The organism is Paraherbaspirillum soli (genome assembly GCF_042654985.1).
Classification (GTDB): Bacteria; Pseudomonadota; Gammaproteobacteria; order Burkholderiales; family Burkholderiaceae_D; genus Paraherbaspirillum; species Paraherbaspirillum soli.
This window is the reverse complement of record NZ_JBHSMT010000012.1, coordinates 184,460-206,168: the sequence shown is the minus strand read 5'-3', so window position 1 is coordinate 206,168 and position 21,709 is coordinate 184,460. Positions and strand designations below refer to the sequence as shown.

The following is a 21,709-nucleotide window of genomic DNA, read 5'->3' as shown; positions in this document are numbered from 1 at the left end:
CTAATTAAAAAACGGCATGGGGAGTTGTGGATTGCACTGGCGGCAGGCTGAGGTTGCTTAAGTCTGACGACAGTGCATGCGGCCCGAAATGACTGCTGACCCAATGGTCGTCGTAGATCGTGTCCAGGTAGCGTTCGCCGAGGTCGGGCGAAATGGCGACCACCACCGCATCCTTCGGCAAGCGCTCGCGCCACGCATGCACGCCTGCCAGCACGGTGCCGGTGGAGCCGCCGGCCAGCAGGCCGTTGCTGCGGGCCAGCCAGCGACACATGGTGACGGCATTCGTCTCGGGCACCATTTCGACGCCGAACAATCCGCCCGGCTTGAATATTTCTGGACGGCGGCTGGTGCCCAGGCCTGGGATGTAGCGTTTGGACGGCGGATAGCCGAAAGTGACCGATCCCACGCTATCGACCGCAACAATCCGCGTTTCGGGCCGGTGTTCGGAGAAGAACTGGACGCAGCCCATCAGGGTGCCGGTGGTGCCGGCGCCGACGAACAGGTAATCCAGGCGCTCGAACGATTCGGCAATCGACTTGGCGGTGGTGCGGGCATGGGCGCGCGGATTTTCCGGGTTGGCGTACTGGTTCAGCCATACATAGCGGGAGTCCGCTTGCTGCAGCGACTTGATGTGCTCGATCCGGGTGTTGAGGTAGCCGCCATTTTCATCGCGGATAGTGACGGTGATGATGTCGGCTCCCAGGGCCTTCATTGTTTTTACGTTCTGCTGCGAGGCATTGGGGTCGACCACGCAGGTGAAGCGATAGCCGCGTTCCGAACACACGATAGCCAGTGCGACGCCGAGATTGCCGGACGACGATTCAATCAGGATGGAATCCGGCTTGATCAAACCTTGCTTCTCAAGATTGGCGATCAATCCCAGCGCGGCCTTGAGCTTGATGGAGCCGGCCGGGTTGAAAGCTTCAATTTTCAAGTAGGTATTAGCGAGCGGGAAATGTTGTAGCCGTGCGAAAGCATGATCGTTGATCATTTGGCTGATTCTCATGTGGCATATGCTCCTGTCGGTATGGTCATGCTTTATCGATGAGTAAGGATCAACGGCCAAATTTGTGAGAGGCGTACCTGAGCAGCCTTGATGTGATAGGCCCACCTCCTGATATTTTGGCTAGGTATACAGAGGGAATTATTGTGTTGTGATTCTTGAATTCGGCGTAGCTGTCAGAAGTGACAGCTTTTAGGTCAACCTTGCGGCAAGCAATTTGCAAAGTAACCGCGGTCCTCCAATAGACTCGATCGCGGTGATGCGCCCGGCGTAAATTGAAATACAAATTGGCATAAAATACGGGCCACTTTGCCGACCTACCTGACAACTTTCGCCATGACTTCGATCACCGGTCCTTCCTTCCAACTTGTAGAAGAAATCGACGCATTGCAGCTTGCTCGCGATGGCGGCTTTGGCGCCCGCACGCGGCCGTTACTGGTCAAGGGCGCACTGCGCAACTGGCCGGCCCAGGCCGGATGGTCGTTTGAACAAATGTCGACGCTGCGCCACAAGGATGGCTCTGAACCGGTCGTGCAATTCCAGAATGGACTGGTCGAGCAGGGGCAGACGCAGCCGCGGCCGTTCTTGCCGGTCGGGCCCTATTTGCAGCAGCTTGCCGCCGCTGCCAAACAAACGCTCAGCGACGATGTCGGCTTGCTGCCGGCGCGCCGGCGGAGACAGCTGGAGCCGGGCGAGCGATTTTTGCTGGACTGGTCGCATATGCAGTCGTTCCGTCCGGACCGCATGTATCTGGCGCAGTGGAATATCCTGGACCAGTTCCCGGCGTTGCGGAAAGACTTCGCGATCCAGGATCTATGGCCGGGCTGGCGCTGGACTTGGGAGTATGTGTTTATGGGGCCGGCCAACACGGTCACCGGTTTGCACTACGACTTTCCGCACAACTGGTTTTGTCAGGTGCGCGGCACCAAGGAATTCATCCTGTTTCCGCCGGACCAGACTGCGCATATGTGCATTTCCGCCAAACACGATTGGGGCGCGACCTTGAGCGACATCAATATATCGCGCCTGGACCAGCAGCCGGAGCAACTGCGGCAGTTCGAGAAAACCCAGGGCCTGTACGCCCGGGTGGAGCCGGGCGATGCGCTGTTCATCCCGAAGCGCACCTGGCACGCGGTGGTATCGCTGGAGCCGTCCATCAGCCTTGGCGTATTCGGTCTCACCGCGCCCGAAATCCTGTTCGAGGCCGTCCCGAACGAACTCAAGAATGTCTTGCATAAGCTGCATCTATACCGCTGGGGCAATTGCACTTGCCACAAATATCAGTGATAGATGAGCAATTCGGGATAACTCTCCGCCAGTGGAGCGCGGCCGGCTCCGGTTAGAGGGATGCATATCCTCGCTTGCAGCGGCGAAACTTGCTCTGTAAACTAACCGGTCCCGCCCGTTCGAAAAGTACCTTGAGGGTGTTCTCAAGGGCACTAGGTGCATAAAGGTTTCATGGCACATCATTCTTCTCCATCTCAAATAGAGCCGGCACCAGATAATTTGGACGTTCCGGCACCCAAGGCAACAACCTGGGCCTGGCGCCCTTGGCTGACGGTTGCGATTGTCCTGATTCTTGCCGCGCTGGTCTTCAAGTCACTGCATACGCTGTTGGCGAATGTGCACTATCGCAGCATTATCCACGCGGTCAAGAACACGCCTTTAAGCAATCTGTTGCTGGCGGTGCTGGCGACTGCCGTCAGTTATCTTTCGCTTGCCGGCTACGATTTTTCAAGTTTGCGTTACGTCGGCGCCAAGGTGAAGGGCAGCACGATCGTGTTGACCTCATTCATCGCTTACGCGCTTGGCAATACCGTAGGCCTTGGGATTTTGACCGGCGGTACGGTGCGCATGCGGCTCTATACGGCGAGCGGCGTCGAAGCTTCGCAAGTCGCGCAGGCGATTGCTTTCAATGCCAGTGCGTTCGGTCTCGGCATGACGACTTTCGGTGCGATCGGCTTGTTGTGGGGAGCGCCGCAGGTGGAGTCGCTGGCGCATATTCCGAGCGAGCTGCTGCGCATAGTGGCCGCCGCGGTTCTGCTTGGCGTGGCTGGATTTATAGCGCTGTGCGCGCTGCGGCGTGAACTGTTGTTGTTGGGGCGCTGGAATCTGCGTCTGCCGGAGGCCGGATTGGCGCTGCGCCAGTTGCTTATCTCTGCGCTCGATTTAAGTGCCGCTGCGGCGACCTTATGGTTTTTGTTGCCGAGCGGTGTGATCGACTTGCCGACTTTCGTCGCGTTTTATGCGATTGCCATGGCGCTCGGCGTGATCAGCCATGTGCCGGGCGGCGTCGGCGTGTTCGAGGCGGTGATTCTGCTGGCCTGCGGCGACCACGCGCCGACCAGCGAGATAGCGGCGGCGCTGCTGCTGTATCGCAGCATCTACTTCTTGTTGCCGTTGTTGGTGGCCACCATATTGCTGGCCGGGTTTGAGGCGCGTTCGGGAGCGGCGGCGCCGGTAGCGCGTGCTGCCGTCAAGTTGTCGCCCTGGCTGTTGACCGCGTTGACGCTGGTGACCGGCGTCATGCTGCTGGTATCGGGAGTAACGCCGGCCACCCGTCACGCCGAGGAATTGCTGAGGCTGCACGTACCGCTGTTTGTGGTGGAGGCCTCGCATTTGATCGGCAGCGTGGCCGGCCTGGCGATGCTGTTTTTGGCGCGCGGTTTGCTGCACCGGCTCGATGCCGCGTGGTGGGCATCGCTGGTCTTGACCGTGATTGCGGGCGTGCTGGCGCTTCCGAAGGGGATTGCGATTTCGGAGTTCGTGGTGCTGTTCTTGCTGGCGTCGTTATTGGTGATTTCGCGCAAGCAGTTCAATCGGCGCTCGTCCCTGTTTTCGCAGAGCTTCGAGGCCGGCTGGCTGATTGCGGTGGCCTGCGTGCTTGCCGCTTGCGGCTGGATACTTGTGTTTGCTTATCGCGACATCGATTATGCCGACCGCCTGTGGTGGCAGTTTGCGTTCGACGCCTATGCGCCGCGCTCGATGCGGGCTTTGATGGTGGTGGCCGTCATGGCGCTGGGGATCGGCTTGTGGCAGTTGTTCCGCCGCTCTGAAGGGTTTGCCGAACGGCCGGGCGAGGATGAGTTACAGCGCGCCGGCGAGGTGCTGCGCAAACAACCGGCAGCCGATGCCTGCCTGGCCTTGATGGGCGACAAGAGTCTGTTGTTCTCGTCATCCGGCAACGCCTTCATCATGTTCGCCAAACAAAAACGGTCGTGGGTGGCCTTGTCCGACCCGGTCGGCGATCCGCGTGAATGGTCGGAACTGATCTGGCGTTTTATCGAGATGGCTGACGGCCACGGCGGTCGTCCCGCTTTTTATAAAGTGCGCCCGCAAAGCTTGCCGCTGTATCTGGATGCCGGTTTGCGTGTGTATAAATTGGGAGAGGAGGCGCACGTGCCGCTGGAGGATTTCAGCTTGGAAGGGCCGCGTCGCGCCAAGCTGAGGCATGGCGTCAACCGTGCGGAGCGCGAAGGCTTGAGTTTCGAACTGATCGAGGTCGCGCAGGTGCCGGCCTTGCTGGGTGAGTTGAAGACGGTTTCGGATGCATGGCTGAACGCTCAGGATACGCGCGAGAAGAGTTTTTCCCTGGGCGCTTTCGAGGAAGCCTATATCTTGCGCCAGCCGGTCGCCATCGTTCGCCGGCAACAGCAGATCGTCGCTTTTGCTACCTTGATGTGCCCGGATGTGTTGAGAGTCGAGGCGGCTATTGATTTGATGCGGCAATTGCCGGACGCGCCGCCCGGCACGATGGATTTTTTGTTTGCCAAACTGATGCTGCATTTTAAGGAGCAAGGTTTTCAGCGCTTCGGTTTGGGCATGGCGCCGATGTCGGGCATGACCACGCACCAGCTGGCGCCGCGTTGGCATCGTTTTGGGCGCATGCTGTTCCAGCATGGAGGGCGGTTTTACAACTTCCGGGGTTTGCGTAGTTTTAAGGACAAGTTCGACCCGGTATGGGAAGCGCGCTATCTGGTGACCAAAAGAGGGCTGGCGCCGCTGTTCACATTTACCGATACCGCGGCTTTAATTAGCGGCGGCATCAAGGGAGCCATGAGCAAATGAAGCGGAAATTAATCGGCCTGATGGCGCTGGCCGCAGGCTTCATCAGCAACGGCGGCATGGCGCAAGCCTTGCATCACAGCTTGAGCCACGGCCGTTTCAAGAATGTTGAAATCTACAAGCCGCAGGGTGAAGTCAACGGCGTGGTGTTGATGCTGTCGGGCGACGCCGGCTGGAACCAGGGCGCCGGTCGGCAGGCGCAAGCACTGGCAGAGCAGGGCGCATTGGTGGCTGGGATCAGCACGCCGCAATTGTTCGAGAATCTGAATGCGGATGGCGGCGACTGCGTGTTCCCCGATGGCGATCTCGAAAATTTGAGCCGCTTTGTACAGGCTTACGAAAAGCTCCCTGGGTATTATCCGCCGCTGCTGGTGGGAGAATCGTCCGGCGCCACACTGGCGTACGCGATGCTGGCACAGGCGCCGGCAAATACTTTTGCCGGCGCATTGAGCTTGGGATTTTGCCCGACGCTGACTTTGCGCAAGCCGCTCTGCACCGGCGAGAACCTGCATTTCAAGGCGCGTGCCAAAGGTGCGGGAGCGGATCTGCTGCCGGTGTCCAAGTTGCCGGCGGCGTGGCGCGTACTGCTGGACCCGTCGTCGCGCAGCCCGGCCCAATGTGATGCCAAGACCACGCAAACATTCGTCGCTACTGTCGGCGGCGCCGAATTGCAGTTGGTGCCACGTACAGACAAATCCTGGTTGCCGCAGCTGAAAGCCGCTTATGCCAGCCTGAACGGGCGGCGGCCGGCAACGGCGATGGCGCCGCCCGCCGCGGTATCCGATTTGCCGCTGATTGAAGTGGCGGCGGCCGCGCCATTGGCGAACGCAAACGATGCGGATAGCATGGCGATCCTGTTGAGCGGCGACGGCGGCTGGGCCGGGATCGACCGTGACGTCGCTGCCGCCTTGTCCAAGCGCGGCGTGCCGGTGGTCGGGCTGGATTCGCTGCGCTATTTCTGGAGCGAGCGCAGCCCGGCATCGACCGCGGCTGACGTCGATCGCCTGATGCACTTTTACATGGCGCATTGGAGAAAATCGAAAGTGCTGTTGATCGGTTATTCGCAGGGGGCCGATGTGTTGCCTTTCGTGGTCAATCGCTTGGCACCAGCCAATCGGACCCACTTGGCATTGGTGGCGATGATGGGGCTTGGGAAACAAGCGGACTTCCAATTTCACCTGACCAACTGGGTCAGTTCCAGCAACGACGGCTTGCCGATTCCGCCCGAGGTAGCCAAGCTGCCGGCCGGATTGGGCATGTGCATCTACGGTGCGGAAGAGTCCGATTCGGCGTGTCCCGAATTGGACGCCGGCCACGTCAAACTGGTCAAGCTGACTGGCGGCCACCATTTCGATGGCAATTACGATCATCTCGCGGGCATTGTTCTAGACGCGGCGCGCAAGTGATGCGGGCTGACGTCGGCTTGCTCATTGCTCGAATTAACGATTGGTATGTTGGCGATGAATATCAGGTATCACGACAATAAAGCAGATTGACATGGTGCAGTGCGATATAGTGCATCTGTCTCCTCCAACACCTCCAAAGGTTTGGATTCAGCCCGCAACCGAATGGTCCTGCGGGCTTTTTTTTGTGCGCTAGCTAAACCAGCCGAAACGCATCGGCGATCAGTTCATAAGAGCGTCGCCGCGCACCATGTTCAAAGATGGTGGAGACAATCATGACTTCATCGGCCTGATATTCCGCGGCGACCGTCTCAATCTGCTGTCGCACCGTGGCCGCTGAACCGACAATCACGCGCCGGCCGAAATGGCCGATATCCGATGTGATGCCACTATCCGCAAAGAACCGCAATGCGGTCTCAATCGAAGGCACCGCATCAAGCCGATGTCCGGTATGCATTTGCACCACGCGCATCCGATAGCTGGTCGAGATCCGTTCTGCGGCCTCATCCGTGTCCGCACAAATTACCTGGACTGCCACGCCGACACTAGGCGTTGCCAAGGTGTCCGACGGCACAAATCGCTGGCAATAACGGCGTGCGACATCGGCGCCATCCGGATTGATGAAGTCCGCAAACATATAAGGCAGACCCATCTCGGCGGCCCAGATGCCGCTTTGCGGCGAGGAGCCCAGCATCCACGGCACGGGGATCTCCGGCAGTCCGGGCAGCGCAGTGAGTCGCGCGAACGGATGATCGGCCGGCATCTGGTTCCACAAATACGCCAGCAACTCATTGAGCTGCTGCGTGAAATCATCCGGCATCCGATGTTCGCGATCGCGCCGCAGCGCCGTGGTGGTGACCGGATCGGTGCCGGCGGCGCGTCCTATGCCAAGATCAATCCGCCCCGGATACAAGCCGCTGAGCATGCTGAATTGTTCAGCCACTTTCAATGGACTGTAATGCGGCAGCATCACGCCGCCGCTGCCGACCCGGATACGGGAGGTAACAGTGGCGATCGGCCCGACCAACACCTCGGGACTCGTGCATGCCAGTCCGGCAGCGCCGTGATGTTCGGCCACCCAGTAGCGGTGATAGCCAAGGCGATCAGCCAACTGCGCCAGATCCAGCGAATAGCGCAGCGCCTGTGACCCGCTTGAGCCGGCAGAGACCGGCGCCTGATCAAGCACGCTCAGGCGCAACTTTGGTGTGTTTGTTTGATTGGGCATCGTGTGATTGCGAAAAGAGGAGGGGCATCAAAAGCTTGGCAGCGCCATTCGCTGCGCGATGGACGGCGACATAGAGCCGAGCAATTGTACGGGAGCACCGGTTTTCTTGCTGACCATCCCGCAAGGTCGTTGCCCGATCCGAGCCAGTGCCGAAAAGTCCTTGCAGATCAAAGATGTAGCGGAGCTTCGGTGTAGTTATCAACAGACTTAGCCACAAAATCTGTGGGTAACTTTTTCTACGAAGAGGGATGAGCAGGGAGGGGCATAAGAGGATAGTCGTGCCGCGAAGAACCTGTTAGAATGCGCCCCTGTCCAGTTTTCAAAAAAGTGCAGCTAATACTTTTTTGCGCGTTTCTTCAAAACGACAAACTTGCCCGAGTGGTGAAATTGGTAGACACTGCGGACTTAAAATCCGCCGCTTTCCAGAGATGGGGCGTACCGGTTCGATTCCGGTCTCGGGCACCAAACCTATATGCAGTAAGGCTTTCCAGGTCATTGGAAAAACAAAAGATTTGAATTTTTGGCTTGGTGCTTTTCCGCAAAAAAAGCGTTGTTCCGCAAAATCACTTTGTGGGCGCAACAAGTTTCCCGCGTCGATGGCGCACATAATGAGCTGTCATTACCGGTGTCGAGTGGCCTAGTTGATCTTGAGCCGCGCTCATTCCCTGACTTTCTTCTTTGTCCGTACCCGCCTTAGCTCGTAAATCCCTGAATTGAAATGCCTTGATCTGCGCCGCGAGTTCCGGGTGCTTCATCTTGGCGGCTTCCCTGGCTCGGTCAAATGCTCCGCGTAGCATTGACGCCGTCATCGGGCCTCCATCTTTGTTGTTGACCAGCATCAAGCTCATGGCGTTCCGATCTTCAATCCGCGAAATGATCGTAGCTAATTGTCCTTCAAGGCGAGCGAACTCCTCGTAAAACCCGAAGTGGAAATCGTCTTTGACAGGAAAGATTTGCATAGATGCACTCATACATTCGAAGAATTTGGCTAACACGTATGGATAGGCCTGAACGTATCGACGCCATGTCCGCTCTTGGTCGAACTGCGTCATTCGCAATTTGTCATGTTTAAGCATAGTCGCCATGTGATCGAACAGCGAGTTCAGCGCATCGACGGGGCGATGTTTTTCGGGCCGAATTCGAGCTGCGTTTGAGGAGGTCAAGCGGCCAAAAGCCATCGTTGTGCACAAGCTGTAAATCCAGCCCGGGCTTAGTACCTTAGCCCGCAGAGGAGGTGCTTGCTGATTGAGAGATGCGTCGCCTGTTTCAGAACCGGATGCCCGGTTTGGCCGCGCTCATTAGCCATATGGTTTGCGGTCAGGCCATGGGCGTTCATGGTATCCCCACCATCTATCTGGAAAGAGGCCAAATAGCTCTATGTCTCCGAAGGCTTGGAGTCCGGAGTAATCGGCAAGCCAGATTTCGGAAAACCCGTGGGCGGCAAAGTCTTCTTGGTGGTCTTCGAGTGCAAATTTCAGTTGTTCGAGCGAGCCATCAATAAGTTGGAGAACGAGAATGCAGTCCCGCACGCGCGCACTGTAGCGTTTAATACGTGCGCTTTCCTTTTTTTCGATAAGGTGCAGGATGAGTTCCTGTGCTTCGAAGGGATCTATCTCTTCCTTGCCATGCAGGATGTGTTCCCAGAATCGAACCCCTTTGTCTCGGGTAACCTTTGTTAGTTCCACGCCAACAGGGCGGCCATCGGCTCTAATGCAAATAAAGTCGGGATTCTCAGTTGCCGGAAGAGTCAGCGAAAGCCTCTCACTGGTTACCCATTTGTATGCTTGGAAAAATGGGATCAGCTCCGATGTTTCGGCCTCTTTCTTTCCGATCTCTTGATCTGATGGCATGTTCGTTTAGTTCGCAGATGAAAAAAGGTCTTTAGACCAAAATATTGTAGGCCCCGATTATGCGTCATTTCACGGCTTGGGCCGAACTGCATCGTTCGCAAAAGGCCGCGTTCGAACTAAATCGCTATGTGTCCGAGTGAGGACAATGTTTTCTGCAAAGTAACGACTCCAGTGTAGGGGCGGGGCGGCGTTTGTCAACGTAGTTGGGCCTACTTGAGCGATGATTTTCGGGCTGTGTTGGACAAGGTGAGCGACTGGTTGCTCTTGGCAACTTTGAGCCGGCCGCGATAGGTTGATTTCGACGCTGAGCCGTCAGGCGAACTTCGCAAAAGCAGTCGCTCAACGTGGAGTTGGATCGCACGCACATTAAAGATGAGCCCAAGCTTTGCACATGCCAGCGAAGTGAACAATGCCAAATGCCAGGCAGATGCCGGAACTGACGAGCCAGAACAACAGGCTATTACCAGGAAAAATCGGCATGAGCAGGACAAATGCCAGGCCGCGTAAGAGATAGATTGCGGTGATGGTGCACAGCGCAACGCGTAGCAGCGGAAGTTTTCTGATGACGCCAGCACCTGAAAGCGCATACAACGCCCAAATGAGCAGAACCACCACAATGGCAGAGGTAACTGCGGCGGGATACCAGTGGCCGGTCGAAGCCATTTGCGCCATAGGCTCTCCTGCGCCGAGGAAGCGGTACCATGAAGCGCCGAAAAAAATACAGCCAAGATGCGCCAAGGCTGCAACACCGCTCAAGGCTGCGCCGGCAATAAGAAAGCGATTTGGTGAAAGCTGCATAGTTGATTGAATCCTAACTAGATATGTCCGAACGATAATGATGTTTGTCCGGACTGTTGTCGAATAACTTTTTTGCTTAAACTTCCACAAAATCTGCTTGCAGCTTGGCTTTCAAGAGAATCTCTTCGAATTTGACTTTACTGAAAATTTCGTCAAAAGTGTCACTGCAATTACTTTGCATTCTTCCAACCCAGTTAGCTCAACTGCTCGCTCCTGGCAGAACTGCGTCATTCGCAAAAGGCAGCATTCAAACTAAGCCGGCATGTAACTGAATAGGAGGATTTTTTCTCCTGGGAAATAATTTCAATGTGGGGGCGGGGCGGCGTTTGTCAACGTAGTTGTGGCGTCTGACGGGGCGAGCATGCGTCCAGACAAGTCCTTTGAGAATGCGTAGTGTAGGCAGTGGTCAGTATTGACAGGTGTGGAAACGAATATTCGAGAGTAGCGTCAAGTCGCTAGTTCGAATATACAAATGAAAACAACATCAAGGTTTGTCGCACTTCCGAACCAAGTAAGAGCGGCGCAAACTATCAAGCCGCGTCATGTGATCCGCTCGCCCCTATAAATTCGATAAGGAAAAATATGACAGCCCCTCTCAAAGAAGTGCCTATGGCCACGAACGGTGCCTATATATCGGATGTGGAAATCAGCGATGCCGCCACAATTTATGGGAAGTACCATGCCGTCATGGGGTCGTCTGTATCCTACGTCGGCGTGTGGGCCGGTAGAAAAGCTGTAAGCGCTCCTATAGCGATTGCACCAGCGCCTGTCACCGATGGAGTTTTCCGGTTAGCTGGAGTTGGGAGCGGCGTTAATTTTGGGATTGGGGAATACACGATCGCGTATATTGTTGATATTGGTCTTCGATACCACGCGATTTGCGGAACGTTGCTTCTCTCGCACGGTAAACCTATCGAGGTGCAGCATACTAGGGTCGCCGTCGTTGGCCAGTCTAGCTCAGCGGGCGAGACCTATGTGACGATAAGCTACTCGATGCCAGACGGTAATACCCCGTGCCTCAATTCAGATGCTCTCTGCGTGTTCACGGGCGATCAAGTTGTTGTTCCGGGAGCGGGCGACCAAGTCGGTTTTGGAGTGTTCGATTCCGATGCAGTTACTGGGAAGGTAAATGTGCCAATCTCGTCCCCGATGGTCCACGGACGGAAATACATTATCGAGTACGCCCCAGCAAATCAGGTATTGGTCAGTGCGTACAACACATTTATTTGGACTCTGTAGTAATCCAAAATTCCTGTGCGCAGTGATTGCTGTCTAATTTAATTCCGATTAGGAAGGACAGTCTTTCCAATCAATATCACTACTTCAGGCATAGGCGGGGCGGCGTTTGTCAACGTAGTTGCGCCTGCTCGGGCGATGATTTTCAAGGTGAATTGGAGCTGTATCGGAGGAGGGGCGCGACCGGTTTTGGCTGATAGCAGGCATTGCTGAATGGTCACGACGCCCCATAATACTAGGCCACCATCTAGCGCATTGTCGATCTTTCCGGTCAATCCCGTCACTTCGGCCGGGTGCGGGCTAAGCCATGTGCTCGATGCCTGCGGGCATTTCAACCCAGGTGTGCATGCGTTCTTCGTATACTGAGAACGTGGGCGAGGGAAAGGCTAGGTCTGCGAACGCACCGACGGGAATGACGATGCTGTCTTCGCGCCCTTCGCTGGTGTAGTACACCGTGGCACCGCATGTGGGGCAGAAGTGGAACGTGCTTCTGCTTCCGGCATCACCAACCCGAACGAAGGTGTTCGAAGTTCCGGCAATGGCCACCGAGTTTGCGGGGAATCGCGCCTGCGCAGCGAACACGCTGCCCGTTCTGCGTTGACAGGCCAGACAGTGGCAAACGGAGACGCGAAAAGGGTCGGCCGACGTGATAGCCGTGAGCTGGCCGCAAGAGCAACTGGCAGTTCGGGTCGTCATCTTGATGCGTGTGTTTCGCGTGGCCAAACTGGGCTGCCGCAGCGCTTGCGACTTGCCGCCTCTAGTTCGCTGCGTTCGTCGGTCGCCAATGTCATCCTATGCATACTCCTTTTATCTAGCATTGTACGCATCCAATTTCAATACTTCAGTGGGCGAGTAGGGAGGCGGTCCCAGGTACAAGATTGGCGCACGACGAGCCAGCCAAGAAGCACGCCAAGTTGCTGAAGGTTGTCTCTGCGATCTCACGCAGTGCTTCGACAGTAAAAAAACCCTGGTGGCCGGTAACGAGGACATTGGGGAAGGTAATTAGGCGTTGGAACACATCGTCAGTGATGATGTCTGCCGAATGGTCTTGGAAGAATAGTTCGCTTTCTTGTTCGTAAACATCAATTGCCAGCGCGCCGAGCTTTCGCGACTTGAGTGCGCCGATCACAGCGCCAGTATTAAGCAGTGCACCGCGCGATGTATTCACCAGCATGGCGCCTGGCTTCATGCGCTCCAATGCAGCATTGTCGATTATGTAGTGTGTGGACTCGAGCAGTGGGCAGTGCAGGGAGACGATATCCGATTCGGCCAACAGGTCCGGTAGCGCAGTCATGGTGCCTAGTTGTGCGAATTCGGTCGAGGTAATCGGATCGTATCCAAGCACTCGGCAGCCGAAGCCATTGAAGATGCGTGCCACCGCAAGGCCAATCTTGCCAATGCCAATAAGGCCGACGGTCTTGCCGTGTAGTGTGCTACCGAGCAGACCGTCGAGAGCGAAATTGCCTTCGCGTACACGCGCATAGGCGCGGTGGGTGTGGCGGTTGAGCGTGAGGATTAATGCCAGGGTATGCTCGGCTACCGCCTCTGGCGAATAGGAGGGCACGCGCGCAACGAACATGCCGAGATGCGCCGCGACTGCGACGTCGAGATTGTTGAACCCGGCACAGCGCATCAAAACGGCGCGCACGCCTAAGCTGGCCAGCGCTTCGAGCACGGGGGCATCGAGCACATCGTTGACGAATACGCACACGGCACAGCAATCTTGCGCCAGCGCCACCGATTGCCGTGTTAGCGATTCGGTGTGATACATAAGTTCGACTGAGCCGTCCCCATAGTGGCGCGAGAGCGCCTCTTCAAGAAAATGACGGTCGTACGACTGGGCGCTGAATATGGCAATTTTCATAGAGGGTTTCCGGCCTGCATACGTCAAAAAAACAGTGAAATGTGTGACTGCTTCCAAGTCGCCAGGCGATCACGCGATGGAGATATTGTCCACCGAGAAATGACTTCAGCGTAGGGGCGGGGCGGCGCTTGTCAACGTAGTTGCGACTGCTCGGGCGATGATTTTGCGGGCTGAAATTGAGCGTTACTTGAGTAGCGCACATCTTCCAGTGATGTTAATCCTTTGCTCCCCTCCTTTAGTGCCCAATTGCAGCAACCGCCGGAATGCGCAATGTGCGAAGCGGTTGCTGCACCACTAATGTAGTAGTAACGCCCACTTTTGCGGTGGGCGATACATAAGACGTTGCCTCAGAAAATGAAGTTGAAATTAGTTAAGCGACAATTACGATCAGAAAGCCGCTTTCAGATTTTAATGCCTGAAAGTGATCCAAATCAGCCGGTCGAAGCAGAGTTCTGAGCGTCTGCGATGAAGCGTGAGCTGACGAAAGGGGGCGAAATATGCCGGTTAACTGCAATGTGCGGCAACAAGGGGCGCGGAAGCATGAATTGTTGACTTGACTCTCATTCTCGCGCCGCCACTCGCTAATCATATTCAGTCATCTGGCGCCGGCAGAATACATACAACTGCCCGCTGCGTTTTCCCGGAAATGCAAAGCCATTGGCTTCGCCAACTTTGTGCAGCCCCACGGTTGTTGTATCGCCCTTGATGCGAACTTTCTTAATCGCGGACTTTATCGCAGTGGAATCGCCATCCACAAACAACGCCAGGAATCCGCCGTTGACCTCAGAGAGATTCACAGACTGAATTGGAATATCGCCAAACGTATAGCCGCCAGGCACAACAATCTCATGTTCCCAAATCTCGTTTTGCGGCAGCTTGGTTGCCTTTCCCAGCAAATTCGCAATACCGGTTTCGCTAAAGTCCAGATTTTGGCAATTCAGTTGCGCTGAAAGCTGTTTATTCTTGCTCACGCCAGAGTTTGCCTGCACGCTGGTAGTTTTCTTTTCTTTCAACTGGTAGCGGCCATCGAAGGGCACATCACCAAATAAGCCGGCACACGATTGAAGGTGTACTTGAAGTCCCGGCGACGTGGCGCTCAACGTCATGGTGCAAGTGCCTTCTGCGTATCGCCACTGGCTTCCGTTGAAAACCAATTGCCCGCTACCCGAGCCGGAACGGAGATTGCCGGGTTTTCCTTTTTCCATGGCTTCGAGTTCGAATTTCCCATCCGGGTGAATGGTGAGTGAGCGTTCGAAGTCGCGATCAGTGGCATCGTAGGACCCCGGCATGGGATAGCTGGCGATATTTCCGGCTCCTGCATTTGCAGATGAGTCGGGATTTTTCTGTAGCGCTTTCTTGATACCGTCCTTGAGCATTGAACCTATATTGATTGTTTCGGCATGGGTTACTGATGCGGAAAGGGCCAATGTTAGTGAAAGCGCTTTCAGGATGATCTTTAGGTTTGATATTTTCATGAGGTTTCGACTTGAGAAAAGTAACTTCGAATGAGAAACACTAGCGATGATAATTATTGCCCGTAGGAATAATTACATAATTACATATTTATCGTGAAATGAATAGATAACAGCCTGTAGTGGATCTTCAACTGGAGATGCCTGGCCGCCGCGTCAGGTCGAACTGCATCATTCGCAAATGGTCGTGTTTAAACCTAGTTGCCGTGTGATCGAACATCGAGTTCAGCGTCGGGGCGGCGTTTGTCAACGTAGTTGCGCCTATTCCTGTGATGAATTTTGGGCTGAACGACCATCCCATTCATTTCATGGGAGCCGTATCGGCGGAGTGTGAACAACCTTAATCAATGCTGCGCAGTTCTATTGCGTGGCGCCTGTGTTGAGCGGCAAGTTGGGGTGAGCACTTTTCTCATCGTCAGCGCCAAATTCTGCGATGTCCGTCACAGTATCGGCAATCCCCGTCTCCGCAACACAGGTCGCAACTTCGACCATAAGGATCGCTACAGGAGCCATGGCATCTGGGACAAACACCGGTTCCGTGGCAATCGAAGCAGGGTATCGAATCCTGCTCCTCTTCCTCATCGCATCGGCTGCATATACGATGTCGCATGGTATCCGCGCCAATCCATTCACCAAAGTCGTGAACAACGCGCGTTTCTTGTGATCGGCATTCGCTGCAAAACCTGGTTTGTCGACACATCTTGGCGCTCTGATATTTCCAGGGTTGCCACTTATGATCATTAGAAAGTCCGCAACGGCGACATTTGCAGTTTTCCCACTCATGGCCAAACAGGTAACAGGTTATTTGCATCATAGGCTTTTACAAAGTCTGCTTGGCCTAGGTTCGAATCACTTTGGCAGCTCCTTGTTCATGAATGCCTCAATGAAGTCGGCGCCGGCATAACCAATTCCGAGAAGCGTTACGATTTGCTGGTGATTCAGCGTCGCCGCCGGATCGACGTTTAAGGAGAGAAAACCGATCGCTCCGGCAGCAAAGCCGATCAACATGCTGATCCCAAATCGGGGAGCGCTAAATAAGTCACTGAATTTTTTTTGCGTTATGGCCGCCTCGTCGCTAAGCTTCTTGAGGCCGGAGATGACACGTATTCCTTGCCCTACGGCGCCCAAGAGTCCGCTTAATAGGATCGCAAACAACCAGTTGATCGCCATGATTTCTCCCTGTTTATCAACGTAATTGTGACGTCTAAGGGATAGCGCACGAACTGAGAAGGAAATTAACCTCTCTGCTAACGCATTCCTTGAATCTGGTTCGCAATTCTTGATGTCAGGTTTCTCTCGTTAAGGCAGCAGCTTTCCCAGTATGTTTCGAATAAACGGCAAGGCCTCGGTAGGACTTGCCGCGGGCGGAATCATCGGCGCAAATCCGTTGCTTAAAGTGGTGATGTGATTGGCAACCGACACGCCGTGGATGAGCGGAACAAGATGCGCAGCTGCCGCATGCAAGCTTTGTTGCATGCCGTTCAAAGGAGCCAATCGAGCCTGGTTCAGAGCAACAGCATTGTCTGAGGCCGGCGGCGGCAAGGCCTGTACAACATCTCTAGCATCGTTTGACGGGAGGTCCAGGTTAAGCACTTGCTCCAGATCCGGCGCATGCGCATCCCGATCCGTGAGCGACTGAGTGATGCCAAATCGCTTGCGTAGCGTACTGATAATTGAAGTGTGGTCATAAGGGTGTGCTGTGGTCGACCTCAGCACGGTTCCTGGCCGGATCAGCGGCGATACCACCACGGCCGGCACCCTCACTCCATAACGGTCAAAGGCAAATTTCTGGCCGGGTCCGGGAGCGGTCGGCGGTAAAGCTTTTGGCGGCAAAACATGATCATAACAACCGCCGTGTTCATCAAATGTCACGACCAGCATTGTCGATTCCCAGTTTGGGGAGTTTCGAAGCGCGTTGTAGACGGTCGCGACAAGTTGATCGCCGTAGTTCAGATTGTGCGGAGGATGCATGTCGTTCGGCCAGTCCAGGTCGGCAAAATATCGCGGTTCGATAAAAGAATAGGACGGAAGATGGCCATGCTTGGCATCGTCCAGGAAATCCTGGAACGGCCGGAAATGGTCTAGATGATCCCAAAGCCTACTCAGCGTTAAGGCATGGGGAAAGTCGCCAAAATAAATTTCCCAGCCATTCGGCGCTACGCCCTCCAGGGCATTGAATATCGTTCGCATCAGATACGGGAAATGCAGCGGGCTATTGTTTTCGTAACCACCTGCGGTTCCGGTGTGCACGAAGAAGCGGTTAGGCCACGTCTGGCACGGAGCAGACGCAAACCATTCATCGCAGATTGCATAGCTGCGTGCCAATGCCGTCAACGCTGGCACTTGCTGCTCCGTAAAGTAGTGCATGATGTTTTTTGCTACGCCACCTTGTCTGAGGTAATTGCTGACGAAGCCGCTCATTGGTGGCACCGCGGAATTAACGCCGATTTGTTCATTGATATCAGTAAATAGCTCTCCTGGATCAGGGGTTGGCAGCCAGGCGTCGTTGGGACCGATCGGACTGTTCCAAACCCTGACAAAGTCGCCGGTTTTGTCGGGGTTCGTCTCGGCGCCGGTCAGCCCGTTGATCTTGCTCCCTTTCCAATCCGGAGAACCAAGAAGGTTATCAAACGACTTGTTTTCCAGCATCAGCACCACAAAGTGGTTGATCTTATCCAGCGAACTCATATGCCCCCTGCTTAGTATTAGATGGATTGAGACAGCGGGCGTTAGCAGTTGCGTTGGACAAGGGCTAGGCTTGGCTGTAGTGGTCAACTAATCTTGGGTACACAAAGCAATTCTTCGTTGTCAGGTGAACGGAAAACGGCCAAATTTTCCGTTGGGCAACGATTTCAGTGTAGGGGCGGGGCGGCGTTTGTCAACGTAGTTGCGCTTACTTGATCGATGATTTTTTTTTGGGGAATCGACGTGGTTTTGGCGGAACGCCGGCAATCGGTTTTGGCCGCTTTGAGCCGGTCGCGACAGACTTATTTCGATCCATCCCGGCCAATCGATTTACCCTAAAGCGGACGTTGCTTTTTCCTGAATAGGACGGCTTCTTATTTGCAGCGTTGGGCAGTTGAAATCGTTGTTGCCAAATACGGCGTCAGCATTTGCCTTAGGGTCTACCTCCTCGGTATAAAGACCAAATGCCGGCCGATAGCGCTCCACAAACAGTCGCTTCGCAAGTTCTTCATCCCCCAAGTGCAAGGCATCACGCGCGATTCCGCGTCGTTCGGCCACGTACTCGTCGGTCTCCACGAAAACCGTAAAGTCCCACCATGGTTGTAATTCCGGACGTTGCAGGAAAGTTCCGTCGACCAGGAGCACGGCCTGTGATTCGGCGACATTGAACTCAAGAGGAAGCGGAACATCGCCCGCAAGATCGAATGACGCCGTGCAGTATTTGCGATCCCCGTCTTGCCCCAAAGGTCTTAGCAACAAATCGACAATCGCAGCGAGGTCGCGAGCGTCTCGATAGTAGCTCTCAGCGGAATAGCGGCCGCGAGCATAACGTTCCGTTTTGGGCCGATGAAAGCCATCTATCGAAGTTCTAATTACGGGGCGCCCTGTCTGCTCGATTGCTTTCGATAGTTCGTTCGCGAGTGTAGTTTTGCCTGACGCTGTCCGGCCGTCAATCGCAATGCGCAGAGGGCGAGAGGAATCTAATGTGATGATTTCGTGAACCAATCTCTCAATAATATTCGCGCGAGTGTCTTCCATAGGTAACCTTTTACAAGTTTTTGCAGCGATTGTGCTGGATTGAGACTCCGTGTCGCAATGGCTGTTTCTGGCCGATTACAGCCGATAGAAGTCGCAATTTATCGAACCGATATCCAGGGACTGGGAGCTTTGAAGTGAATAAGCAGCAATCAACTGCCGACCTCTCTCTGTACTTGCCAAGACAATGGCAATGTGAACAGCAGGATCGCCGCCAACGTTATCAGCGCAGCGTGGACTCCAGCGGCGTCACCCAGTCGACCAAACAACACGGGTGATAGCGCCCCACCACCTATGGTGCCGGTATAGAACAGCGCGAAAGCTTGCTCGCGTTTTCCTGCGCCGGCCAATTCTGGCACTGCACCATACAGCACCGAAGAGGTTCCGTTCAAGGCAAGTCCCAGCAGCGGCAACATGGCCATCATGCCGACGAGCGGTAACCATACCGCTAGCAAGATCAACAGCGATGTGGCGGACTCCGTTACCCACACTGTTTTCATCATGCCGATGCGCGCCCCCAGATAACCGCAAAACAACTTGCCGAACGCGCCGCCAACAAACAATAATGACAGCGCAAAACCGATGCCTGCCGTGCCGGCGCCTTTGCTCTTCAATAGGAATGGCAAGAAGGTTAGAAACCCCATCCGGACGGCGCTGTCCAAAGTGCCGGTCAGCAGCAACGCACGCAGCCCGCTAGCCGAACCAGTTCCGGTTATTGCTTGGGCGGCTGCCCCCTTGTTGGATGCCTGTTCGCCGCGCACCGGAATAAGCCACCACAACACACCGGCCGCAGCCAAGCCGAGCAGGCCCACCAGCGTAACGCTGGCCTGCCAGCTCATGACCACCAGCAAAATGCCCATTAGACCCGGTATCAGCGTCTTGCCGATGTCGCCGGCAAAGTTGTACTGTGCCAGTGCCTCTTTGACTCCACCGCCGTCCTCATGCGTATCAGTGATCAATGAGGACGCCAGCGGGTGCTGAGTACTGGCCCCCAATCCACCCAACAACAACGCAATCACCAGTACCGTCAGACCACCGGCCTGACCAGCAATCAGGTATGCGATGCCAGCCAGTGCCGTCCCTCCCGCCAGCATGCGTTCTCGCCCCCAGCGTTTTGCCAGCCGACTGGCCAGCAGTTGAAAGCCGGCCATCATGCCCGAATAGGATCCGCGTAACAGTCCCACTAGCGCGTAACTGATGGAAAATTGCGCCTGCCAGATAGGCAGCAACACATAGATAAGGTCAGTCAGGCCATCATGTACTGCGTGGGCACTGCAGGCTGCCATCAGGGAACGGCGACGGACGGAAGTGTCGGCGGTGTCAGGATCACGAGAAATTGAGACAGCTTTCAGATCGGTCATCATTCTGAGTGCGAGAAATTGAGATGCGGCAAGTTTACTACTTGTCGACTGTCATCAAAATGTGATGCTCACTTGGAGCACGCTATTTATGCGTCTCAAATGCCAGGCTGATCGAAATGCCCAGCGCGGAGTAGGGCGCGATCAGGTGTTCTGGAACCGTGCTATCGACCACGATCCGGCTTATCCGGCTGAGCGGCACGATCTGGAACGGCGACGCCGTATCAAGCTTTTCCGGCGAGGCCAGGACGATGGTTTCTGCCGCCGCGTCGCACAGCGCGCGCTTGACGCACGACTCTTCAAAATCCCCAGTGCCGATGCCGGCTTCGGGGTGCAGGCTGCAAACACCCATGAAATACAAGTCGGCGCGGATGCGTCCGATTGCCTCAATCGCGGCCGCGCCCAGCGCGACAATGGAATGTTTGAACAGGCGGCCGCCGATCATGATGACCTCGATATGAGGATGGTTGAGCAGCTCGACCGCGATCGAGGGGCTGTGCGTGACAACGGTGGCCCTCAAGTCGGCAGGCAGATGCCGGACCAATTGCACGGCCGTCGTACCACCATCGACGAACACCACCTGCCCCGGCTGCACCAGCCCTGCGGCGGTGCGGCCGATCGCGGACTTGGCGTCGGCAGAGATGTTTTCTCGTTCGGCGAAGACGGCCATTGCCGGCGAGGCCGGTAACGCGCCACCGTGTACGCGCTGCAGCAAGCCCTCTTTTGCCAGTTCGCGCAAATCGCGGCGGATCGTGTCTTCCGATAATCCCAATTGCTCGCTGAGGGTTTTGGCGACAATCCGGCCATCTAGAGCCAGCAGGTCCAATAGATGTTTTTTGCGTTGGCTGGTCAGCATGTTCAATTCCTGTTTGCACGAATATTCTTGATATTGCACGATACTGCATGTTAGTGTCGCAAAAAGCAAGCGTCGATGACGGGCCTTGTCGCCCCGGACTACCTTCAGGAGATCCTGTCCATGCGAAACAACAGAGTTCAAATCCAGAAAATCGAAACGCTGTCCGATGACTGGTATTTGCTGCGAAAAGCCACTTTTGACTATCGTCGTAACAATGGCACGTGGCAGACGTTGACCCGCGAAATTTATGACCGCGGCAACGGCGCGACGATCTTGCTTTATAACCGGGAAAAAAAGAGCGTGATCCTGATCCGCCAGTTTCGCTTCCCGACGTACGGTAACGGGCACGACGGGTTTTTGATAGAGACCCCGGCCGGGCTGCTCGACAACGCCAATCCGGAACAGCGGATCCGGGCCGAAGTCGAGGAAGAAACCGGCTACCGGGTGGGCGCGGTAAGCAAGGTATTCGAAGCCTTCATGAGTCCAGGTTCGGTGACCGAAAGGCTGCATTTCTTTGTCGCTGAATATGAGGCAACGGCGCGGATCGGCGAGGGCGGCGGGATTGAAGCGGAAGGCGAGGACATCGAGGTGCTGGAGTTGCCATTACGGCAGGCGTTACACATGGTGGCCAATGGTGAAATTGCGGACGGCAAGACCATCATGCTGCTGCAATATGCGCAGCTGTATTTGTTCGCGTCGGGTGCTAACGCTGTCGCCAAGGTCGACCACTCAAACACCAAGTTTGACAAGGTCAGCGATTACGCTCCGACGGTGCAGGAAGTCCCTGGAAAGTGGCGGTCGAGCGAAGCTAAATACTTTAGCTGGCTCTTTTTGCCATTTTGGGATGATGGGAAAAAAT

General features: G+C 55.4%; 17 protein-coding genes, 1 tRNA gene and 1 pseudogene. 6 read left to right on the top strand and 13 right to left on the bottom strand.

Annotation, left to right across the window (positions count from 1 at the left end; translation table 11 throughout):
• Positions 1–4: 4 nt before the first annotated feature.
• Positions 5–1,006 (bottom strand): 2,3-diaminopropionate biosynthesis protein SbnA, encoded by a 1,002-nt coding sequence (sbnA, locus tag ACFPM8_RS07235; protein ID WP_378996510.1) that lies wholly within the window; start codon positions 1,004–1,006, stop codon positions 5–7.
• Between the two features lie 333 nt (positions 1,007–1,339).
• Between sbnA and ACFPM8_RS07230 the strand changes: the two genes are divergently transcribed.
• The 3 genes from ACFPM8_RS07230 to ACFPM8_RS07220 all read left to right on the top strand — a co-directional run bounded on the left by ACFPM8_RS07230 (position 1,340) and on the right by ACFPM8_RS07220 (position 6,474).
• Complete coding sequence (locus ACFPM8_RS07230) at positions 1,340–2,290, top strand: cupin-like domain-containing protein (RefSeq protein ID WP_378996509.1); 951 nt, start codon at positions 1,340–1,342, stop codon at positions 2,288–2,290.
• 171 nt (positions 2,291–2,461) lie between these two features.
• Positions 2,462–5,071, top strand: coding sequence for a bifunctional lysylphosphatidylglycerol flippase/synthetase MprF (gene mprF / locus ACFPM8_RS07225; RefSeq protein ID WP_378996507.1), 2,610 nt, complete (start codon positions 2,462–2,464; stop codon positions 5,069–5,071).
• Positions 5,068–6,474, top strand: coding sequence for an AcvB/VirJ family lysyl-phosphatidylglycerol hydrolase (locus tag ACFPM8_RS07220; RefSeq protein WP_378996505.1), 1,407 nt, complete (start codon positions 5,068–5,070; stop codon positions 6,472–6,474). Before mprF ends, ACFPM8_RS07220 begins: the two co-directional genes overlap by 4 nt.
• Positions 6,475–6,667: 193 nt before the next feature.
• On the opposite strand, the gene ACFPM8_RS07215 is transcribed toward ACFPM8_RS07220, so the two are convergent.
• A complete protein-coding gene (locus ACFPM8_RS07215) occupies positions 6,668–7,696 on the bottom strand; it encodes an LLM class flavin-dependent oxidoreductase (RefSeq protein WP_378996504.1) in 1,029 nt (342 codons plus the stop codon).
• Positions 7,697–8,068: 372 nt separating this feature from the next.
• Between ACFPM8_RS07215 and ACFPM8_RS07210 the strand changes: the two genes are divergently transcribed.
• Positions 8,069–8,161, top strand: a tRNA-Leu gene (locus ACFPM8_RS07210).
• Between the two features lie 98 nt (positions 8,162–8,259).
• On the opposite strand, the gene ACFPM8_RS07205 is transcribed toward ACFPM8_RS07210, so the two are convergent.
• From ACFPM8_RS07205 to ACFPM8_RS07195, 3 genes are all read right to left on the bottom strand, one after another.
• On the bottom strand, positions 8,260–8,886 hold the full coding sequence (locus ACFPM8_RS07205; protein ID WP_378996501.1) for a tyrosine-type recombinase/integrase: 627 nt from the start codon (positions 8,884–8,886) through the stop codon (positions 8,260–8,262).
• A 108-nt stretch (positions 8,887–8,994) separates the two neighbouring features.
• The gene (locus tag ACFPM8_RS07200) at positions 8,995–9,546 is read right to left on the bottom strand and encodes a hypothetical protein (RefSeq protein ID WP_378996499.1); all 552 of its coding nucleotides are present in this window, start codon (positions 9,544–9,546) and stop codon (positions 8,995–8,997) included.
• A 366-nt stretch (positions 9,547–9,912) separates the two neighbouring features.
• Positions 9,913–10,344, bottom strand: a complete 432-nt coding sequence (locus ACFPM8_RS07195; protein ID WP_378996497.1) for a hypothetical protein — start codon at positions 10,342–10,344, stop codon at positions 9,913–9,915.
• 582 nt (positions 10,345–10,926) lie between these two features.
• On the opposite strand from ACFPM8_RS07195, the gene ACFPM8_RS07190 reads away from it, so the two are divergent.
• Positions 10,927–11,583 carry a hypothetical protein gene (locus ACFPM8_RS07190; RefSeq protein ID WP_378996495.1) on the top strand — a complete coding sequence of 219 codons (657 nt, stop codon included), beginning with the start codon at positions 10,927–10,929 and terminating at the stop codon, positions 11,581–11,583.
• Positions 11,584–11,880: 297 nt separating this feature from the next.
• Here the strand turns inward: ACFPM8_RS07190 and ACFPM8_RS07185 are convergent, their stop codons facing one another.
• From ACFPM8_RS07185 to ACFPM8_RS07150, 8 genes are all read right to left on the bottom strand, one after another.
• Entirely contained in the window at positions 11,881–12,276 is a 396-nt protein-coding gene (locus ACFPM8_RS07185; RefSeq protein WP_378996493.1) for a GFA family protein, read from the bottom strand.
• Between the two features lie 145 nt (positions 12,277–12,421).
• The gene (locus ACFPM8_RS07180) at positions 12,422–13,444 is read right to left on the bottom strand and encodes a 2-hydroxyacid dehydrogenase (RefSeq protein ID WP_378996491.1); all 1,023 of its coding nucleotides are present in this window, start codon (positions 13,442–13,444) and stop codon (positions 12,422–12,424) included.
• Positions 13,445–14,025: 581 nt separating this feature from the next.
• Positions 14,026–14,919 carry a hypothetical protein gene (locus tag ACFPM8_RS07175; protein ID WP_378996489.1) on the bottom strand — a complete coding sequence of 298 codons (894 nt, stop codon included), beginning with the start codon at positions 14,917–14,919 and terminating at the stop codon, positions 14,026–14,028.
• Between the two features lie 846 nt (positions 14,920–15,765).
• Entirely contained in the window at positions 15,766–16,086 is a 321-nt protein-coding gene (locus ACFPM8_RS07170; protein WP_378996487.1) for a hypothetical protein, read from the bottom strand.
• A 129-nt stretch (positions 16,087–16,215) separates the two neighbouring features.
• Positions 16,216–17,604 carry an alkaline phosphatase family protein gene (locus ACFPM8_RS07165; protein ID WP_378996485.1) on the bottom strand — a complete coding sequence of 463 codons (1,389 nt, stop codon included), beginning with the start codon at positions 17,602–17,604 and terminating at the stop codon, positions 16,216–16,218.
• A 327-nt stretch (positions 17,605–17,931) separates the two neighbouring features.
• Entirely contained in the window at positions 17,932–18,639 is a 708-nt protein-coding gene (locus ACFPM8_RS07160; protein WP_378996483.1) for a nucleoside/nucleotide kinase family protein, read from the bottom strand.
• A 149-nt stretch (positions 18,640–18,788) separates the two neighbouring features.
• On the bottom strand, positions 18,789–19,997 hold the full coding sequence (locus ACFPM8_RS07155; protein WP_378996628.1) for an MFS transporter: 1,209 nt from the start codon (positions 19,995–19,997) through the stop codon (positions 18,789–18,791).
• 82 nt (positions 19,998–20,079) lie between these two features.
• Positions 20,080–20,850, bottom strand: a complete 771-nt coding sequence (locus tag ACFPM8_RS07150) for a DeoR/GlpR family DNA-binding transcription regulator (protein ID WP_378996480.1) — start codon at positions 20,848–20,850, stop codon at positions 20,080–20,082.
• Between the two features lie 120 nt (positions 20,851–20,970).
• On the opposite strand from ACFPM8_RS07150, the pseudogene ACFPM8_RS07145 reads away from it, so the two are divergent.
• Positions 20,971–21,537 (top strand): annotated as a pseudogene (locus tag ACFPM8_RS07145) (NUDIX domain-containing protein); the annotation flags it as partial.
• Between the last annotated feature and the right edge of the window lie 172 nt (positions 21,538–21,709).

Excerpts from the sequence above, each read along its gene's own strand:
- sbnA (WP_378996510.1), bottom strand. The coding sequence starts at position 1,006 with ATGAGAATCAGCCAAATGATCAACGATCATGCTTTCGCACGGCTACAA.
- ACFPM8_RS07230 (WP_378996509.1), top strand. The coding sequence starts at position 1,340 with ATGACTTCGATCACCGGTCCTTCCTTCCAACTTGTAGAAGAAATCGAC.
- mprF (WP_378996507.1), top strand. The coding sequence starts at position 2,462 with ATGGCACATCATTCTTCTCCATCTCAAATAGAGCCGGCACCAGATAAT.
- ACFPM8_RS07220 (WP_378996505.1), top strand. The coding sequence starts at position 5,068 with ATGAAGCGGAAATTAATCGGCCTGATGGCGCTGGCCGCAGGCTTCATC.
- ACFPM8_RS07215 (WP_378996504.1), bottom strand. The coding sequence starts at position 7,696 with ATGCCCAATCAAACAAACACACCAAAGTTGCGCCTGAGCGTGCTTGAT.
- ACFPM8_RS07200 (WP_378996499.1), bottom strand. The coding sequence starts at position 9,546 with ATGCCATCAGATCAAGAGATCGGAAAGAAAGAGGCCGAAACATCGGAG.
- ACFPM8_RS07195 (WP_378996497.1), bottom strand. The coding sequence starts at position 10,344 with ATGCAGCTTTCACCAAATCGCTTTCTTATTGCCGGCGCAGCCTTGAGC.
- ACFPM8_RS07190 (WP_378996495.1), top strand. The coding sequence starts at position 10,927 with ATGACAGCCCCTCTCAAAGAAGTGCCTATGGCCACGAACGGTGCCTAT.
- ACFPM8_RS07185 (WP_378996493.1), bottom strand. The coding sequence starts at position 12,276 with ATGACGACCCGAACTGCCAGTTGCTCTTGCGGCCAGCTCACGGCTATC.
- ACFPM8_RS07180 (WP_378996491.1), bottom strand. The coding sequence starts at position 13,444 with ATGAAAATTGCCATATTCAGCGCCCAGTCGTACGACCGTCATTTTCTT.
- ACFPM8_RS07175 (WP_378996489.1), bottom strand. The coding sequence starts at position 14,919 with ATGAAAATATCAAACCTAAAGATCATCCTGAAAGCGCTTTCACTAACA.
- ACFPM8_RS07170 (WP_378996487.1), bottom strand. The coding sequence starts at position 16,086 with ATGGCGATCAACTGGTTGTTTGCGATCCTATTAAGCGGACTCTTGGGC.
- ACFPM8_RS07165 (WP_378996485.1), bottom strand. The coding sequence starts at position 17,604 with ATGAGTTCGCTGGATAAGATCAACCACTTTGTGGTGCTGATGCTGGAA.
- ACFPM8_RS07160 (WP_378996483.1), bottom strand. The coding sequence starts at position 18,639 with ATGGAAGACACTCGCGCGAATATTATTGAGAGATTGGTTCACGAAATC.
- ACFPM8_RS07155 (WP_378996628.1), bottom strand. The coding sequence starts at position 19,997 with ATGACCGATCTGAAAGCTGTCTCAATTTCTCGTGATCCTGACACCGCC.
- ACFPM8_RS07150 (WP_378996480.1), bottom strand. The coding sequence starts at position 20,850 with ATGCTGACCAGCCAACGCAAAAAACATCTATTGGACCTGCTGGCTCTA.